The sequence below is a fragment of the Microcoleus sp. MOSTC5 genome, assembly GCF_036701825.1.
Taxonomy (GTDB): domain Bacteria; phylum Cyanobacteriota; class Cyanobacteriia; order Cyanobacteriales; family Microcoleaceae; genus Microcoleus; species Microcoleus asticus.
The window spans coordinates 17922-33228 of record NZ_JAUBRK010000024.1; the positions used below are offsets into that span (position 1 = coordinate 17922).

The 15307-nt window shown below is 44.8% G+C and carries 15 protein-coding genes; 8 read left to right on the forward strand and 7 right to left on the reverse strand.

Features of this window, described 5'->3' with window-relative positions; genetic code table 11:
* Positions 1 to 37 precede the first annotated feature (37 nt).
* Positions 38 to 505, forward strand: a complete 468-nt coding sequence (locus QUA54_RS15105) for a hypothetical protein (protein ID WP_333415266.1) — start codon at positions 38 to 40, stop codon at positions 503 to 505.
* A gap of 102 nt (positions 506 to 607) precedes the next feature.
* Here QUA54_RS15105 and QUA54_RS15110 read toward each other — a convergent pair whose 3' ends face one another.
* From QUA54_RS15110 to QUA54_RS15125, 4 genes are all read right to left on the reverse strand, one after another.
* Positions 608 to 874 (reverse strand): type II toxin-antitoxin system YafQ family toxin, encoded by a 267-nt coding sequence (locus QUA54_RS15110; RefSeq protein ID WP_333415267.1) that lies wholly within the window; start codon positions 872 to 874, stop codon positions 608 to 610.
* Positions 875 to 876: 2 nt separating this feature from the next.
* Positions 877 to 1083: a hypothetical protein gene (locus QUA54_RS15115; RefSeq protein ID WP_333189676.1), complete on the reverse strand. Its 207-nt coding sequence runs from the start codon at positions 1081 to 1083 to the stop codon at positions 877 to 879.
* Positions 1084 to 1196: 113 nt separating this feature from the next.
* Positions 1197 to 2306 carry a glycine oxidase ThiO gene (gene thiO / locus QUA54_RS15120; RefSeq protein WP_333415268.1) on the reverse strand — a complete coding sequence of 370 codons (1110 nt, stop codon included), beginning with the start codon at positions 2304 to 2306 and terminating at the stop codon, positions 1197 to 1199.
* Between the two features lie 151 nt (positions 2307 to 2457).
* On the reverse strand, positions 2458 to 2796 hold the full coding sequence (locus QUA54_RS15125) for a 2Fe-2S iron-sulfur cluster-binding protein (RefSeq protein ID WP_172192212.1): 339 nt from the start codon (positions 2794 to 2796) through the stop codon (positions 2458 to 2460).
* 117 nt (positions 2797 to 2913) lie between these two features.
* Here QUA54_RS15125 and cimA point away from each other — a divergent pair, with 117 nt between their 5' ends.
* Positions 2914 to 4527 carry a citramalate synthase gene (gene cimA, locus QUA54_RS15130; RefSeq protein WP_333415269.1) on the forward strand — a complete coding sequence of 538 codons (1614 nt, stop codon included), beginning with the start codon at positions 2914 to 2916 and terminating at the stop codon, positions 4525 to 4527.
* 100 nt (positions 4528 to 4627) lie between these two features.
* Here the strand turns inward: cimA and QUA54_RS15135 are convergent, their stop codons facing one another.
* Together QUA54_RS15135 and QUA54_RS15140 are read right to left on the reverse strand one after the other, a co-directional pair.
* On the reverse strand, positions 4628 to 6838 hold the full coding sequence (locus QUA54_RS15135) for a peptidase domain-containing ABC transporter (protein WP_333415270.1): 2211 nt from the start codon (positions 6836 to 6838) through the stop codon (positions 4628 to 4630).
* A 489-nt stretch (positions 6839 to 7327) separates the two neighbouring features.
* Positions 7328 to 7555 carry a secretion protein HlyD gene (locus QUA54_RS15140; RefSeq protein ID WP_333200457.1) on the reverse strand — a complete coding sequence of 76 codons (228 nt, stop codon included), beginning with the start codon at positions 7553 to 7555 and terminating at the stop codon, positions 7328 to 7330.
* A 339-nt stretch (positions 7556 to 7894) separates the two neighbouring features.
* Between QUA54_RS15140 and QUA54_RS15145 the strand changes: the two genes are divergently transcribed.
* The 6 genes from QUA54_RS15145 to QUA54_RS15170 all read left to right on the forward strand — a co-directional run bounded on the left by QUA54_RS15145 (position 7895) and on the right by QUA54_RS15170 (position 13617).
* A complete protein-coding gene (locus QUA54_RS15145) occupies positions 7895 to 9010 on the forward strand; it encodes an HlyD family efflux transporter periplasmic adaptor subunit (protein WP_333415271.1) in 1116 nt (371 codons plus the stop codon).
* Positions 9011 to 9137: 127 nt separating this feature from the next.
* On the forward strand, positions 9138 to 10148 hold the full coding sequence (gene trpS / locus QUA54_RS15150) for a tryptophan--tRNA ligase (RefSeq protein WP_333415272.1): 1011 nt from the start codon (positions 9138 to 9140) through the stop codon (positions 10146 to 10148).
* Between the two features lie 138 nt (positions 10149 to 10286).
* Positions 10287 to 11177 (forward strand): methylenetetrahydrofolate reductase, encoded by an 891-nt coding sequence (locus QUA54_RS15155; RefSeq protein ID WP_333415273.1) that lies wholly within the window; start codon positions 10287 to 10289, stop codon positions 11175 to 11177.
* 113 nt (positions 11178 to 11290) lie between these two features.
* Complete coding sequence (locus tag QUA54_RS15160; protein ID WP_333415274.1) at positions 11291 to 11485, forward strand: hypothetical protein; 195 nt, start codon at positions 11291 to 11293, stop codon at positions 11483 to 11485.
* Positions 11485 to 11889 carry a Uma2 family endonuclease gene (locus QUA54_RS15165; protein WP_333415327.1) on the forward strand — a complete coding sequence of 135 codons (405 nt, stop codon included), beginning with the start codon at positions 11485 to 11487 and terminating at the stop codon, positions 11887 to 11889. Before QUA54_RS15160 ends, QUA54_RS15165 begins: the two co-directional genes overlap by 1 nt.
* Positions 11890 to 11952: 63 nt before the next feature.
* Positions 11953 to 13617: a mucoidy inhibitor MuiA family protein gene (locus tag QUA54_RS15170; RefSeq protein ID WP_333415275.1), complete on the forward strand. Its 1665-nt coding sequence runs from the start codon at positions 11953 to 11955 to the stop codon at positions 13615 to 13617.
* A 306-nt stretch (positions 13618 to 13923) separates the two neighbouring features.
* On the opposite strand, the gene QUA54_RS15175 is transcribed toward QUA54_RS15170, so the two are convergent.
* Positions 13924 to 15294: a diguanylate cyclase domain-containing protein gene (locus QUA54_RS15175; RefSeq protein ID WP_333415276.1), complete on the reverse strand. Its 1371-nt coding sequence runs from the start codon at positions 15292 to 15294 to the stop codon at positions 13924 to 13926.
* Positions 15295 to 15307 lie beyond the last annotated feature (13 nt).

Below are 15307 nucleotides of genomic sequence, written 5' to 3' on the forward strand. Positions count from 1 at the left end.
TGCTACAATCTAATCGCACACGCGACTAAAAGGGATTATGACCGAACTATTAGATGAGACGCTTTCTATTGAAATAGCGGCGCGCATCAAAAGCAACCGTAAAAACTGCTTTGACAACGCTTGTAAAGCAGCATTAGCTACCGAGGGCGCAATCTACGTCCAAGGATTTTTAGCTGTGCCCGGAGCACCGTATAAACCCATCGAGTATAGCTGGATTGAACTCGACGAACGAATTGTTGACCCAACCTTTCCCCATCTCGGTTTAATCGCTCAAGACATTCATTACTTCCCTGTACAGCGCTTCAGCGTCAAGAAACTCAAAGCAATCCTAGAAGAATCAAAAGAAGATTATCCTGAAGACGACCCGCTGCCAGTTTATGGCAATCAACCTTATGAATATTACGGTGATTTGATGTTAGGCGGTAGCGATTACCAAAATGCTTACGATTTGGCTGCCGCTAAATGTAGAGAATTGAACCAACCCAAAAAACAGGAAGAGAACTAATCAGGACGAAGGCAAAAAAATGGTGGGACGCGCTACTTACAGCGGTAAGGTGCGCACTGCGCACGCTACAGATACAGATTACTGTAGCAACTGTTCTGTCGATTAATATACTTCATCATGACTTCCCAAATCTACAAACACGGCTTTTCCGTCTTCTGTAAAGTAGAAAAGTACCCTTTCTTCGTAATCTACGCTCAAGCTCCAAAACTCCTTGAGCCTACCGGACAATTTATGAGTTTTTAAGCTTGGTTCAAACGGCTCTCTGATGAACTGTTCCAGCTTTTGCCAAAACCTAGCCTCCAAATCAGCATCGCCTTTGATCCGCTTTTTGAAAGCACGCTTGAATGAAGAGCTGAAACTGACTTCCACGATTATTCCTCTATCATTAGTCTGAGTTCATTGATGTTAGCGAAAAATTTCAGTTCACCTTTTTGTTGTTCAATCTGCGCTGACTTAAAGTTTTGATACATTTCTTCGCGACGTTCTTCCCGGAGATATTGCTTCAACAACAGTTGAAGCTCTTGCTTTTCGTCAGTAGAAAGATTCTTGATCGTCTCGACCACATCACTGAAAGTCATAACTTACAAAACCCTATTGTGTTGATTAGATTATAGCAAAAAATATCCTTTTGGTTGACTTTCGTTTCTCGTTCCCCGGCTCTGCCTCGTCTTTAAAAAAGCAAAAAATCTCACTATTTACCATTTTCAAACTTCCAAGATTCAGGAAACCTCGAATAATGAAAAGCAGCCAATAACGGATCTGATTTCCGATCGCAAATTAAATCAGCCAACAATTTAGCCGTCACCGGAGCCAACAAAATGCCATTGCGGTAATGCCCCGCAGCCAGCGTCAAATTCTCCCAAGCACTAGCACCCAAAATCGGCAACTCATCAGGAGTAGCCGGCCGAAATCCCCACCAAAACTCCAGAATCGGATAATTTTGTAATTCTGGATATAACTTAATAGCTCCTGCTAGCAAACTTTGCATTCCCGCAGGCGTATTTCCAGGCGTAAAATCCACATTTTCGCTAGTTGCGCCAATAATAATTCTGCCATCTTGACGCGGCACAATATAAATTCCAGTCCCGAATAAAACTGTTTGCAGCGGCTGCATCACTCCACTATTTTCTGGTACGCATACTGACAGCATTTGCCCCTTTATTGGATAAACAGGAATATTCAATAATTTCTCAGACCAAGCACCTGCCGCCAAAATATAACGGTCAGCTTGTAATTTTCCTGCCGTTGTTTCCACTCCAATAACTCGGTTTCCCTGCCGAATAAATTCCTCGGCACTGCCTTGAATAATATCAATTTTTAATTCTTTACTTGCAACTTGAAGCGTCCGAAATAAAGCGCGGTTGTCAACTTGAGTGTCGTCAGGATACCACCAACCGCCCATTACTTCTTGACCCAATCCAAACTGGTGCTGGTGAACAGAGTCTCTGTCCAACCATTGATAATTAAGGTTTGACAAAAGCGGCTTTTCTTGAAGCTCATTTTGACACACGGGCGCGAGAATTCCCGATCGCCAATATCCCGTTTTCAATCCGGTAATATCTTCTAGCCGTTCCACCCAGGCGGCATACAGGGCGCGGCTTTGCAAGCACAAATCCAGCATCGGACTTGGAGGAATTCGTTCGGCTTGTGGGGCAAGCATTCCGGCGGCAGCCCGGGCAGTCGGTTGTTTAGAATCGGCGGTGAGTACAGCGACAGATGCCCCTCGCAATTTCAGTTCAACTGCTAGCGAAAGACCGATTATTCCGCCGCCAATAATCAGAATATCTTTAGATGAATTCATTAACTTTTCTATGGACTTTCTGGCTTTTTTGACCTCTCGGCTTTCTTTATGGTAAGGTGCCCAGTGTGCACCTTACAGTTAGAATTCTTGCGCAAGTCTTACATATTATCTTGGAAGGCGATCGTCCTATCAGCCTTCGTTAACAAAAAATCTATGCTTGGGGTTTCCAGACAGTTTCAGAACCCTGGCCCCAGAAACCGTCATATTTTGTCACTTTAATATCGCCTAAAACCTTGGTTTGGCAGGACAAGCGGCGGTTGGAGGCGGAAGAATGGGGAGGAACCGAAAGTCGGGCTTTTTCGCGCCACTGGGACTCGGAAACTTCGCCTTCGACGGTGACAGCGCAGGTGCCGCAAGTGCCGAGGCCGTGGCAGTTGATGACTTTGGCGTTGCCGTTGTAGAGATCGATGTCGTTTTTGAGCAAAACTTCACGGAGATTGGCTCCGCGATCGCACTCAAATGTTTTTCCTTGCGCTTGTACCTTGACCACAGTAATTTACCCCTGTTAGATTTATGTTAATTTTCATATATATTATCGCATTAATTTCAAATAAATCCATCTAATATAGTAAGTGATATATTACCAATTTCTCGATCGCAATTTCCCATGACAAATCGGCTCTGGATCTACGATACCACGCTGCGAGACGGTGCTCAGTGCGAGGGACTCTGCTTATCTCTCGAAGATAAACTGCGAATTGCTCGGCAGTTAGACAGTTTAGGAATTCCCTTTATTGAAGGCGGCTGGCCGGGGGCGAATCCTAAAGACGTACAATTTTTTTGGCGGCTCAAAGAACAGCCGCTAACTCAAGCCGAAGTTGTCGCTTTTTGTTCGACAAGGCGGCCGGGAACTACGGCAGCTAATGATGAAATGTTGCAGGCTATTTTGTCCGCCGGTACTCGTTGGGTGACGCTGTTTGGCAAGTCGTGGGATTTGCACGTTATTGAAAGTTTGAAGACGACGCTAGAAGAAAATCTGGCGATGATTCGAGATACAATTGAATATTTGCGGAGTCAGGGAAGGCGCGTTATTTACGATGCCGAACACTGGTTTGACGGCTACAAGCACAATCGAGATTATGCTATTAAAACTTTAGAAGTGGCGGCGGATGCCGGTGCAGAATGGCTGGTGCTTTGCGATACTAACGGCGGTACTTTGCCTCACGAAGTCAGTCAGGTTGTTCGCGAGGTTCTAGAAGCTTTAGGAAGCAATCGCGAAAAATCTTTACAGTTAGGAGTTCACACTCACAACGACTCAGGAGTTGCGGTTGCTAATGCTTTGGCTGCTGTGCGGGAAGGAGTGACGATGGTACAGGGAACTATTAACGGTTACGGCGAACGCTGCGGCAATGCTAATTTATGTTCGTTGATTCCTAATTTTCAGCTCAAGTTGGGTTATGATTGCATTCAAGACGAGCAATTAGTTAGATTAACTCAAGTAAGCCGATCTGTCAGCGAAATTGTCAATCTTGCTCCCGATGACCGTGCTCCTTTTGTCGGCCTTTCCGCTTTTGCTCACAAGGGCGGAATTCACGTATCTGCTGTTGAGAAAAATCCGCTGACTTACGAACACTTGGAACCAGAAAAAATCGGCAACTGTCGCCGCATTGTGATTTCCGATCAAGCTGGTTTGAGCAATGTTTTGGCGAAGGCTCGGACTTTTGGCATTGAACTCGATCGCAAAAATCCTGCTTGCCGCCAAATTTTGGAAAAATTGAAAGATTTGGAAAGCCAGGGATATCAATTTGAGGGTGCTGAGGCGTCTTTTGAATTGTTAATGCGGGAAGCCTTGGAACAACGGCCGCCGTGGTTTGAAATTAAGGGATTTCAAGTCCACTGCGATAAGGTTGGCGAAGACTGTATGGCTTTGGCAACAGTGAAATTGTCAGTAAACGGTACAAATATTTTGGAAGCTGCGGAAGGAAACGGCCCGGTTTCAGCTTTGGATGCGGCTTTGCGGAAAGCTTTGGTGAATTTTTATCCGGCGATCGCGCATTTTTACTTGACAGATTACAAGGTGCGGATTCTCGACGGCGCTGCGGGAACTTCTGCTAAAACTCGCGTCTTGGCTGAGTTTAGTAACGGTCAAGACCGCTGGACGACGGTTGGGGTTTCTGGTAATATTTTGGATGCTTCTTGTCAGGCAGTTGTTGAAGGTTTGGAGTACGGTTTGGTGCTAGAAAATCAAGAGGCGATCGCCCTAGTTTGCAGGGTACATTAACCAAGCCTTTGTAGGGACACGGCAATGCCGTGTCCCTAGGGAGTTAGGATTATTTAATCTATAAATTGAGAGATTATCTGCTGACGAACCCTACAAGTTTTCAAGGTTCCAAAAACTCTAAATGATCTCCGGGAATCGATCGCAATTTTGCAGCCGATCCTTGCAGTTTTAACCTGCCGCGCTCTAACATGATAATCCAATCGGCGCGATCGATCACTCGCGGTCTGTGGCTGATAAAAATCGTCGTTTTCCCGTGCCGGTACATCAACAAATTTTCTAAGACTTCCGCTTCGCTTGCGGGGTCAAGCCCTGCGGTAGATTCGTCTAAAATCAATACGGGTGGGTTGTTGAGAATGGCGCGGGCGATCGCCAATCTCTGTCTTTGTCCGCCAGAAATATTCGCTCCAAACTCCCCTAAAACTGTTTGATATTTATCAGGCAATTGGCTGATAAATTCATCCGCACCCGCAATTTTACACGCTTTCACAATCTCTTCAAAGCTGATATCTGGACTTCCCAAACGAAAATTTTCGAGAATCGAACGGCTCCAAAAATGCGCTTCTTGAGGAACCAATACTACCTGCTGTCTCAGACTGTCGAGAGACAAATCCTGCAAGTTGTAACCGCCAATTCTAATATTACCCGATTGCAGCGGATACAGACCAGCAATTACTTTAGCTAGCGTACTTTTTCCGCAGCCGGAATAGCCGATCAAAGCAATTGCTTGACCGCCGGGAAACGTGACGGAAAAATTTTCTAGCAAGTCAAGTCTGCCGGGGTAGTGAAAACTAACACCCTTGCAAACAATACCGTCGCGATCCTGAATGGTTACAAAAGGTTTATTACTATCGTTTTTAGTTTCCGGTTCAGCGTCGATGACTTCAGAAAGCCGTTGAGTTGCTGTCTGGACGCGAGTGATTTCATCCGAAAATCCGACTAAGGAAGTCACCCAAGTAGTAACGTTTTGATTCATGCTAATAAACGCTAGCAACTGACCGATACTCAATACCTTGTCAATCACCAAACCGCTGCCCAACCACAGTAGAGTAATGCTGCCCGCCGAGGCAATAAAACCGGAAAATATATTGTTGAGAATGCCGATTTGCGTAGTGCGGAAAGTGAGATTTGCTAAGCGGCCGAAGCGACTTTGAAATTCTTCCCAAAGTTCCTGGGTACTGCTAGTAGTTTTGACAGTCAGCGCGCCTTTAAAAGTTTCTACTAAAACGCCTTGAGTTTCTGCTTCCAGCACAAATAAACTGCGCGTTTTGTGCTGCAAAACTGGCAGAAACACCACTGTAGAGGCAGTCATTAACACAGCAATCACTGTAGCTGCCAGCGTCAATTCCTTGCTGTAAAACAGCATAAAAATAAAAGAAACTATAGCTATAAAAAATTGACTGGGCAAGCTGATAGCGACTTGAGAAACTAATTTATTTATTTCTTGGATATCTTGTAATCTACTGACGATTTCGCCGCTGCGTCTGGTTTCGTAAAAACTCAAAGGCAATCGCAGGAATTTGCGCGCGAATTCCATCACTAATCCCAACTCTAAACGCTGGGAGAACTGAGCGATCAAGTTGGACTGTACCAATCCTAAACTGCTGCTAAACAGGTTCATAACTATAACTGCGATCGCCACACTCCCCAGGAGTTGTCTGTCGCCCCGCACCAGGATGTCGTCGGTGAGCAGTTGAACTAGAAAAGGCGAAGAAATCGACAGCAAACCCAACACTGCATTCAGCAAAAATGCTTCCATTAAAATCTGGCGGTAAATCCCAATCCGGCGCATCCATTTTTGTAAGGAATTGGCGGGGGGTTGACCGTCTGCTGCGGCAAAAAACCGTTGCGGATCGGGTTCTACTAGCAAGCACAGCCAATCTGTCCAAGCTGCTGCTAATTCTGCTTTAGAAACATAGCGCATACCGACAGCCGGATCGCCGATCGCATATTTGTTGCCCTGTTTGCCGTACAAAACAACCCAGTGATAGCCGTTCCAGTGAATAATCATCGGTAGAGGGGCATCATCGAGCTTGTCTAAAATTGCAGCGGCCGCTCGCACAGATCGCGCATTAAAGCCGATCGCCTCAGCACCTTGTTTCAAGCCCAGTAAAGTCGTCCCTTGTTGCCCAGTGCCGACAAATTCTCGCAAACGGCTAATTGTAAAATTCTGTCCGTAAAATTTGGCGATCGAAGCCAGACAAGCCGCGCCACAATCTTCTTCGCTCTGCTGGATCACAACCTGATATTTCATCAACCTATTTACTCGTCCGGAGAAAGGCATTTCTCGGATAAAAGGAATGTTCTTTAACATTTGGCAAAATGAATAATGAGTAGAGCCTAATGAACATTACCCCTCACCGAGTACCCAATCAGAACAAAGCACCCATAAGTTTATGGGTGCTTTATTAATTCACATCAATAGATCGATCGAATTTTACACAACTGAACTTTACCAGTAGCGAGCTACTGCTCTGAAAGTACCATCACAATTCCGGCGGTACACAATGTGACGTGTCGCACCACGGTAACAGTTGTCGTTGTATCTCGTCGAATAATAGTAGCCACCGTTGACGCTGGCAGATTCTTCAGGGGTGACTTCAGTAAACAGTGAGGTGTCTGTAGTTTTTTGCATGATAGACTCCGTTTGGTTGATGAAATTGAGTGAATACAAACTAGAAACTATTGAATTTTTCTAGTATCGTTTAACTACTAATCTATATTTCTCAAATGCCGGTCGTTCTCCGGAATATTACGGATAAACTTTCAAAGTTTAGCCGATCGCACAACCTGACTCAGCTATCTAAACCACAAGGGTTTTGAAAGGGCGATCGCGGCGAGGATCGTACAGATAAAGCTGGCTAGGCGGCGGCAGGAAAAACAGCATATTGAGGCTATTGCTGCGGCTGTTATCGGTTTGGCTGCTGCTGTTAGCGCCGCTGACACCGCTGGTAATGCTGCCACCGCTGACAGTAGCAGATTCTCGATCGGTGAGTTCGGTCAAGAGTGAATGTTGTTGATTTTCTGACATAAAGAACTCCTATTAGTACCTATGTACTTACTTACTACCTACGGATATATGAAAAACCCGGTAACAGCGCCAAAACTTATTGCTGAAAAGCCATAATTTCATAAGTCTTGCCCGCTGGCTTCACTCCTATTGATGTTTGGCGAAGTTTGTGGGTAGAGACGGCAAAGCTGTGCGGATTTTTACATTGACCCTGTGAATTTTGATTTAGACTTCTAAACCTATTCTTGGTTTCCGGAAAGCCGATCGTAAAGGTGACAAAAGAAATAAGCGATCGATCTCTGCCTCTCCCCTAACTCAAAACTCAAAACTCCAAAGTATTCCCCTCTCCCCCTTGCCGCCATGTCTCTCACTCCCGAAGCCACACCCGCTGAAACCTTTGATAACGACCAGTTTTTGCCCCCTGTCAGCCGCTGGACGACTTTGGGGGGCATTTTGATGGTGGCGACCTTTGGCGGGGCGATCGCCCTCGCTAGCGTCACCAAATACAGCGCTACAGTCAAAGCAGACGCGATCGTCCGTCCAGCCGGAGAAGTGCGCGTCGTGCAAGCAGCCACCGAAGGAAGCGTCGAAAGCATTGCTGTCAGCGAGAATCAGACAGTAAAACAAGGAGATGCGATCGCAGTTGTAGACGCTTCGCGTTTGGACGCTCAAAAAAAGCAGTTACAAGAAATAATTAATCAGTCTCAAACAGCAGCACAGCAAATCAACCAGCAACTGCGCGACTTAGAAAATCAAATTTTGGCCAGCGCCCAATTTAAAACCATCCAAAGTGAAAGTTCCGCCCAACAGGAATTAATCGAATCAGCTTTAGTAAAATTCGCCACCTCGCTGCCGGATGTCGCCGAAAGACTGGGCAGAAGTCGGCGGGTTTTGCTCGTCAAGCGATCGTCCATTCAACAACAATTAATTCAAGCTAAAAAAGAACTCAATCAAATTGAGTTAAAACTCGAAAATAGCGTGATCCGCACGCCTACGGATGGTACAATTCTCAGATTGGAAGTACGAAATACGGGTCAAACCGTACAAGCCGGCAGCGCGATCGCCCAAATCGTCCCCAGCGACGTACCCCTGGTAGTCAAAGCCAAGGTGACATCCCAAGACATCGCCCGCATCCAAATCGGCCAACCCGTACAGATCAGGATTTCGGCTTTGCCTTTCCCCGATTACGGTACATTAAAAGGAACTGTCAGCGAAATCGCCCCAGATGCGATCGCCACTCAAAATCCCACTAATAATTTAGGTACAGCTTATTACGAAGTAGCAATTAAGCCAGAACAAACTTATTTAACAAAACTCAAATCTACCAGCGGCCAATTCTTCGGAACCCCCCAAGCCAACGTCCCCCGCCAGTATTCGATTCAATCGGGAATGGAGGGCAGAGCCGATATTATTACCGGCGAAGAAACTGTTCTGACATTTGTTTTGCGCAAAGCAAGGTTGCTGACAGATTGGTAATTAGTCAGTTGTCAGTTGTCAGCAGTCAGCAGTCAACAGTCAACAGTCAACCGCCAGAAAATTAGAGGCTCTGAAATTGAAATAACGTGTCAATATAGAAATGTGAGTTCAATTCTATTCTTTCCTCATGGGCAAACAGCGCGTTCTTTCGGGAGTTCAGCCAACCGGCAATCTTCACCTCGGCAATTATCTCGGTGCCATTCGCAACTGGGTAGAAGGTCAAAGTCAGTACGAAAATTATTTCTGCGTAGTCGATTTGCACGCAATTACCGCCCCGCACAATCCAGCAACTCTAGCCTCCGACACTTACACGATCGCCGCACTCTATTTAGCTTGCGGCATCGACTTAGAATATTCTACTATTTTCGTGCAATCCCACGTCTCGGCGCACACAGAACTAGCATGGCTGCTCAACTGTATTACGCCGATTAACTGGCTCGAAGATATGATTCAGTTTAAAGAAAAAGCAGTTAAACAAGGCGAAAATGTCAACGCCGGTTTGCTTAATTATCCCGTGTTAATGGCAGCAGACATTTTGCTTTACGATGCCGACAAAGTGCCAGTGGGAGAAGACCAAAAACAGCATTTGGAACTCACCCGCGATATTGTCATCAGATTAAATCACCAATTTGGCACACCCGAAAAGCCAGTATTGAAGCTTCCCGAACCGTTAATCCGGACTGACGGTGCGAGGGTGATGAGTTTGACTGACGGCACGCGCAAAATGTCGAAATCTGACCCTTCCGAACAAAGTCGAATTAATTTATTGGATTCGCCAGATACGATCGCCAAAAAAATCAAGCGCTGCAAAACAGATGCCGTGCGGGGTTTGACTTTTGACGACCCCGATCGCCCCGAAGCTAGAAATTTGCTGACACTTTATCTCCTGCTTTCGGGCAAATCTAAGGAAGAAGTAGCAACAGAGTGTGAAAACATGGGTTGGGGAGATTTTAAACCCTTGCTGACAGAGACTACAATTAGTGCTCTCAAACCAATTCAGGATAAATACAAGGAAATAATGGACGATCCGGGATATTTAGAGTCTGTACTGCGTCGCGGAAGAGAACAAGCAGAAGCTATTGCTAATCAAACACTAACTAAGGTTAAGACAGCTTTCGGTTATTCTTTACCTGTTTAGTTGTTAGTTGTGAGTTGTTATTTGTTACTGGTTAAGAATGACAACTGCCAACTGCCCACTAACAACTGCCAACTTTCAACTGTCAACTAACAACTGCCAACTCTCAAATAACAAATAACCAATAACAGACAAATAATCATGAACCGTTTGCGCACAGCCTGCACCACCCCCGGAGAATTTATAATTACTGCCGAAGTTGCCCCGCCAAAAGGCGGCGACATAACTCACACAATTCAAATGGCTGAACGCCTCAAAAACAGAGTTCATGCAATTAATATCACAGACGGGAGTCGCGCAGTGTTGCGAATGTGTCCCCTAGCAGTTTCGGCGATTTTAGTGCAGCACGGAATTGAGCCAATTTGTCAAGTTGCTTGTCGCGATCGCAATCTAATTGGCTTGCAAGCGGATCTCATGGGAGCCCACGCTTTAGGCATTCGCAATGTATTAGCACTTACAGGCGATCCCGTAAAAGCGGGCGACCATCCTAAAGCAAAAAGTGTATTCGATTTGGAATCAGTTCGGCTGTTGCAAGTTATTCAAAAAATGAACGGCGGCCAAGACTGGAATGACAAACCTTTAACAGACGGAGTTACCGATTTATTTGTCGGTGCTGCCGTCGATCCGCAATGCCCCAGTTTGTCTGGTTTGCAAAGTCGATTTGAGAAAAAATTAGAAGCAGGAGCACAGTTTTTTCAAAGTCAATTAATTACAGACTTTGAACTTTTAGATAAGTTTATGCACAATATTGCTGCTGGATGCAACAAACCCATTTTAGCAGGAATCTTTCTATTTAAATCAGCTAAAAATGCTGAATTTATTAAAAAATACGTGCCGGGAGTTCATATTCCGCAAGAAACGATCGACCGTTTGGCTAAAGCTCCAGAACCATTGCAGGAAGGCATAAAAATTGCTGCCGAACAAGTCAAGCTAGCGCGGCAGATTTGTCAAGGAGTTCACATGATGGCCGTCAAACGAGAAGATTTAATTCCTCAAATTTTGGATTTGGCAGGAATCGAGCCAGTGAGCTAAAATTAACCGTAGGGGCGGGTTTTACCAATTATCAATTCCTAAAACTAAGGATTTCGTAAACTCGTAAACCCGCCCACTCCCGCGCTACCCTTTTGAACATCAATAAAACAATCATGCTTCAAACTGTAGACAATCCAACCACTTCTCCCGCAGTCGAACAACGTTTCACTTGGCGCGGTTTTACATGGCATCGATTCAAGACCATTCAAGCTGGTTTTGAAGACGTGCCGAATGTACGCTTATTTTATTGCGATGGAGTTTTAGAAATTGTGGTACTGGAAGGTTGCATGAAGCAATTATGTGTTTGATGGGCTTGCTAATGGGACAGTATTTTTTGCAAAGAAGAATTGTATTTTTCCCCAGCGGTACTTATAGTCGGATTGTCGAAGATAGAGTCGAGTATCAGACAGATTTGTCTTATTGTTCCGGAACTATTAAAGATGTTCCAGATTTATGTATTGAGATTGTTATCACTAGCGGTAGTCCGATTAAGCTTCAGAAATACCGACTGATGGGAGTCCCGGAAGTCTGGTTTTGGGAAGATGGCACTCTAGAGCTTTACTATCTGCGAGATGAAGGTTACGATCGCATTACTAGCAGTGAAATACTGCCGGAGTTAGACTTGTCTTTGCTCAAACGCTGCATTTTGTTTGCTTCGCCTTTGGATGCGCTTGAGGAGTTTTCTAGAGGAATGGGCGATCGGGAAAATTGATCGATAAACTACTTTGAACAATGCTCGATCGACTAAACAGTTATTAAATAGGAGCAACTGGCAATGACTGACTCAGAAATCCTTAATTCTGATACCATCAAAACACTAGATAGTAGCATATCAGAAGTTACTGTTTATACCGATCGCGCTTTGGTGACGCGCCGCGGCACGGTGGCTTTGACGGGAAACGAGCGAGAATTGGCGATCGCCTCTCTCCCCGCAACCCTCGACACAGAGTCAGTCAGGGCTACGGGTGCGGGTACAGTTGCTGTGCGACTTTTGGGAGTGCGAAGCGAAACAGTGTTTAGCAGCGAACCAGTGGGCGATCGCACTGCCGAATTAACCCAACAAATCCAAGAGTTAGAAACTCAAAAACGGGCAATTAACGACAAAATAACCGCCAGAAAAATTCAGCTCAAATTTGTTGAAGGTTTGAGCGAAAAAAGCGTCGGTTTCTTTTCCAGCAGCGTCGCCAAACAGCAGGTAGGTTTAAACGAAACAGGCGAATTGCTCAACTTTTTAGGAACCCATTACCTAAAATACGTAAGTGCGATCGCTCATCACGAAAGACAACAGCACGAATTAGACAAGCAAATAGAAGCTTTGCAGCAGCAGTTGTGGCAAGTACACACTCCCCATTCCCAGCAAAGTTTTAACATCATTGTCGCCATAGAAGCCAGCGGCAGCGGCAATTTTGAACTAGAAGTTTCCTATGTAGTAATGCGAGCCCGTTGGACTCCTCTTTACGACTTGCGAGTCAACACTACTAACAACCAAATTAATCTCAATTACCTAGCCGAAGTCAATCAAAATACAGGCGAAGATTGGACCGGAGTAGCGGTGACTTTATCTACAGCAAAACCCGGAATGGGAACTTTGCCACCAAAACTACAACCCTGGTTTATCGATATTGTTCACCCAAAATATGCTCAAACCCGACAAATTTTGATGAAACGCACCCGACCGACTGCGGAAGCAGAAATGGAAAGAGACTATATGGAATTAGAGATGGAAAGCGAGGCACAATTTGCAATGATGGCTGGGGACGGTGCTGCTGCCGCACCCGAATCCATAGCGGCTCAAACCGCGATCGCACAAGTATCTAAAGAAGGCGGCACCGTCTCATTTCAAGTAGGGGGAAATACTAATATTCCCAGCGACGGTACACCGCACAAAGTGACGATTTTCAGCGAAAATTATCCGTTTAAACCTGAATATATAGCCGTCCCGCGATTAGTCAGTTTTGCCTATTTGCAAGCAGTTGTTGTGAATCCGCTGACAGGCGCAACTCTGCTTCCCGGTAAAGCAAATATCTTTCGCGACAACACTTTTGTCGGTACTGTGCAGTTAGAAAATGTTTCCCCCGGGCAAGAATATAAAGTTAATTTAGGAATAGATGAACGGTTAAAAATAGAGAGGGAATTAGTGGAAAGACAAGTAGATAAAAAACTGATCGGTCAGCAGCGGCGCATGAGTTACGCTTATCGCTTAAATGTGACAAACTTGCATCAGGTGCAGGTACACCTGACACTAAAAGAGCAATTGCCAGTAAGCCGCAATGAACAAATTAAAGTGCGATCGACTCTCACTAATCCGAAGATAGTAGCAGGTGAAATGGGACTGCTGGAATGGATAATGTCTCTGCCACCGCAAGCAAAGCAAGAGTTATATTACCAGTTTGTTGTCGAACATCCTCCCGACTTAACAGTCATCGGTTTAGATATTTAATTAGGATTTACACTCTTAATCTGTAACGCCAGCTACAGCTTATACTAATTATGAAAAATATTGCTACATATCAATTAGAGACGAGCATCTGTAGGGAAACGGCACTGCCGTGTCCGGCGGGGCGTTGTGCAAATCAAAGATAATTTGTATAAAATTGGTAATTGTAGCAAGACTATTTCCAATTGGTATTACTTATCAAAAATTTGACGATCTGACTATCAACAAAAAACCAGGATGAATTACAACTGGCGAAAAGTCTTGTCTAACGGTATAATTCCCCCTTCCTCAAAAAAAAGCCCCGATTTTTCAACAATTTGTACTCCAGCGATCGCGCCCCTGTTGTTTAGCATGGTACAAAGCTTTGTCTGCATCGGCTACCAGTGTATCTGGTTGAACTTCCAAGGTGGGTATGAGTGAGGCAATACCCAAACTGACTGTGACGATCTCCTTCACGTCAGACTCTGCATGGGGAATCGCCAGATCGTGAATTCCTCGCTGAATGTTTTGTGCCACCTTAATCCCTCCTTTTAAATCCGTATTCGCCAGAAGTACCACAAATTCTTCTCCACCGTAACGCGCTGCTAAATCGGTGGGACGACGGACTACTTTTTGTAATGTTTGCCCTATTCTAATTAAGCAATTATCCCCAGCCAGATGACCGTAGTAGTCGTTATAGGATTTGAATTTATCAACATCAAATAAAATTAGAGAAAGTGGCTGCTTTTCTGGCGCTAGGCGTTGCCATTCACTTTGAAGGCGATTGTTGAAACAGCGACGGTTAGCCACCTGAGTCAAACCATCTAGATTTGCCAGTTCGTTTAATTTTTGATTGGCATCTTGGAGAGCCAATTCTATTTTTTTGCGGGCGGTAATATCACGGATAGTAACGGAAAAACCATCTCCTAGCTTGACTGCTGCGAAGTGCAACCAGCAAGATTTTTCTGATTCATAGTAAAAATCCTGTTCTAAAGATTCCCCCGTCTCGACAATATTAACGAAGCAATTAAATAGTTTTGGCTCAATATTAGTCAACAACTTTTTTAGTACCAATTTGCCAATCATCTCTTCACGACTGCTTTTAAAAGCTCTAGCAATCACGGGGTTGACGACTAAACACCGAAAATCCTCAATCTCCCCTGTTTCGGTGTTATGAACAGCCTGCATTGCCGCAATACCATCAAGGGAACTATTCAAAACACTAGCCAGTAAAGCCCTCGATTGATAAAGTACCTCTTCTGCTTCCCGGCGCTTAATGTTTTCTTGTTCCAGAAGCTGTTGCTGGCGTTGAATGGTTAACTGATTTTCCAGACGCGCCACTACTTCTTCGATTTGAAATGGTTTAGTGATGTAGTCTATAGCCCCAGACTCAAAGGCGGTTACTTTGTCGAAGAGATCATCTAAAGCACTAATGAAAATTACTGGAATGTGGCTAAAATCTGCATCAGCTTTGAGAGTTCTACAGACTTGATAACCATCCATTTCCGGCATCTTAACATCTAAAAGAATCACATCTGGTCGCTTTACCTTCACCGTTTTCAGTGCCATCCGCCCACTGGTAACGCTGCGAACAGTGTAGCCGAGTTTGAGGAGCGCCTCGCTTAGTAATTGTAAATTTTCTAGAAGATCGTCTACAATTAAAATATTACCTTTATTTTCAACTTGACAATCATTATTCATATCTTTCTCAATT